At 69.6% G+C, this 2,622-nt stretch carries 2 protein-coding genes; both read right to left on the reverse strand.

Going from position 1 to position 2,622, the window contains the following annotated elements:
- On the reverse strand, positions 1-1,648 hold a 1,648-nt coding region (locus VSO01S_RS26240; RefSeq protein WP_153305454.1), incomplete at its 3' end, for an AAA family ATPase.
- The coding region (gene tssG, locus VSO01S_RS26245; RefSeq protein ID WP_068645686.1) for a type VI secretion system baseplate subunit TssG at positions 1,645-2,622 on the reverse strand (978 nt) is incomplete at its 5' end. The genes VSO01S_RS26240 and tssG, both read right to left, overlap by 4 nt.

The raw sequence follows: 2,622 nt of genomic DNA on the forward strand, positions 1-2,622 counted from the left end.
CGCGCGCCGCATCCACATCCGCTGTGGAGGCCACGGGCGCTGTGCCCCCACCCCCGCCCTCCCCCAGCGGGGGAGGGAGTGAAGCATCGACCGGCTTGTTGCCATCGCGCAGCTTGGCGCGCAGCTCCAGCAACCGGTCGACCAGACCCTTCTCCTCTTTCCACCTCGCATTGAGTTTTTCCAGCTCGGCCTGCGCCTCGGCCAGCGCGGACTGAACCTGCGCGGCCCGCTTGCTCACGTCGATGCCGATGGCGCCTTCGCGCCCGATGATCTCGCCTTCCACCGTCAGCGCCTCGATCCGCCGCGTGCAGTCCTCCACCTCCGGCGGCATGGCGTGCTGGCTCACGGCCACGCGGGCGCAGGCCGTGTCCAGCAGGCTCACGGCCTTGTCGGGCAGCTGGCGCGCGGGAATGTAGCGGTGGCTGAGCTTCACCGCCGCCTCGATGGCCTCGTCCAGCAGCTGCACGCGGTGGTGCTTTTCCAGCACGCTGGCCACGCCGCGCAGCATGAGGATGGCCTTGAGCTCGTCCGGCTCCGGCACCTGCACCACCTGGAAGCGGCGGGTCAGCGCCGGATCTTTCTCGATGTATTTCTTGTACTCGGCCCAGGTGGTGGCGCCGATGGTGCGCAGGTTGCCGCGCGCCAGCGCCGGCTTGAGCAGGTTGGCCGCATCGCCCGTGCCCGCCGCGCCGCCCGCGCCAACGAGCGTGTGGATTTCGTCGATGAACAGGATGATGGGTGTGGGCGAAGCCTGCACCTCGTCGATCACCTGGCGCAGGCGCTGCTCGAACTCGCCCTTCATGCTGGCGCCGGCCTGCAGGAGGCCGATGTCCAGCGTGAGCAGCTTCACGTCCTTCAATTGCGGCGGCACGTCGCCGCGCGCCAGGCGCTGCGCAAAGCCTTCCACCACCGCCGTCTTGCCCACGCCCGCCTCGCCGGTGAGCAGCGGGTTGTTCTGGCGCCGGCGCATGAGGATGTCGACGATCTGGCGGATTTCCTCGTCCCGCCCGGTCACCGGATCCATCTCCCCCTTCTTCGCCTTCTCTGTGAGGTCGACAGCAAACTTCTTGAGCGCATCGCCCTTGCCCATGGCTGCAGGGGCCATGGCGCCGGTGTCTTCGCCGGGGGTGCCGCTGCCCATCCCGGTGCCGTCCTGCGCGCGCATCTTCGATTCGGCGGAGGCATCGCAGATCTTGGCGAAGTTGTCGGCCAGGTCTTCGGCCTTGACCTTCTCGAACTGCTTGGAGAGACCCATGAGCGGATTGCGCAGCGAGGGCGTCTTGAGCATGCCCACCAGCAGATAGCCGGTGCGCACCTGCGCCTCGCCGAACTGCAGCGTGGCGTAGGTCCAGCCGCGCTCGATGGCGTTCTCGATGTGCGGCGAAAAATCGCTGATGGCGGTGGCCCCGCGCGGCAGGCGGTCCAGCGCGGCCGTCACGTCCTTGGCCAGCACCGAGATGTCCAGCCCGTAGTGCTGCACGATGCGATGCAGGTCGCTTTCCTGGTTCTGCAACAGCTGCGCGAACCAGTGTTCCAGTTCCACGTACGGATTGCCGCGCATCTTGCAGAACACGGTGGCGCCCTCGATGGCCTTGTAGGCCAGCGGATTGAGCTTGCCGAACAGGGCGGTGCGGCTGATTTCACTCATGATTCGACTCCATGGACAGCAGCCGTTCGGTCGGCCGCAGGACGAAAGGACGAAGAAGCAAGCGGCGCATCGCCGTCGACGCGCACATCGGCCGCGTCGTGCCGACGGGGCCGGTCGCCCAGCCAACTGACCCAGCCCAGGCGCGGCGCATTGCCGCCGATGGCGCCAAGCCGGGTGGGCGGCACCTCTTCCTTGCGCAGCACGAGTTGCGCGTCCCAGTGCAGCTCGTCGCCCAGCAGCTGCTGCAGCCAGCGCGACAGCACCGGCCGCGCGTCGCCGGTCGGCAGGAACTGCCGGTACTGCGCCATGCCCAGCGGGCCGAGGTGCAGCCGGATGCGATGCTGCCGGTCCCACGCACGCCGGCCCAGCATGGCGCCGCCGCCGAGCGCGCGCGAGGCCGTGCCCCGGCCGAGCCGGCTGAGCTCGCCCTCCGGCAGCTTCATCCAGTGGCCCACCCAGGGCTCCAGCCGCACGGGCACATCGAAGTAGCGGCCCAGCACGGCTTCCACGCCTTCGGCGTTGTGGACCTTGCGCGAAAGCCAGCCCGAGAAGTACAGGCGCGCGTCGTCGTGGATCTCGTCGCGCTGCTGCCGCGCCGGTGTTGCGATGCCCGCCAGCGCGCCGATGCGGCGGCGAAAGCCATCTTCCTGTGGCCGGTCCAGGCCCACGGCGGGCCGCGCCTGCGCCCAGGCCCGGTAGAAGTACAGCGAGAAGCGGTGCGAGAAGGTGTCCAGGAAGGCGAGCCAGGTCGCATCGCCATGGTTGATGCTGCGCTCGCGGATGAAGTCCGACAGGTGCACCGGCAGCGGTCCGTTCGGCCCCAGGTAGCCGAAGAACTGCTGGCGCACGCGCGCGGGCGCCTGCGCACCGGCCGGCTCGAATCGCGACAGGCTCGCCGGCGCGAAGGACAGCGACGGCTCCTGCCCCACGCGCAAGGGCTCCGCCCCGGGCAGCAGCGCATGGCCCCAGCGCGG

This window comes from Variovorax soli NBRC 106424 (assembly GCF_001591385.1).
Classification (GTDB): domain Bacteria; phylum Pseudomonadota; class Gammaproteobacteria; order Burkholderiales; family Burkholderiaceae_C; genus Variovorax; species Variovorax soli.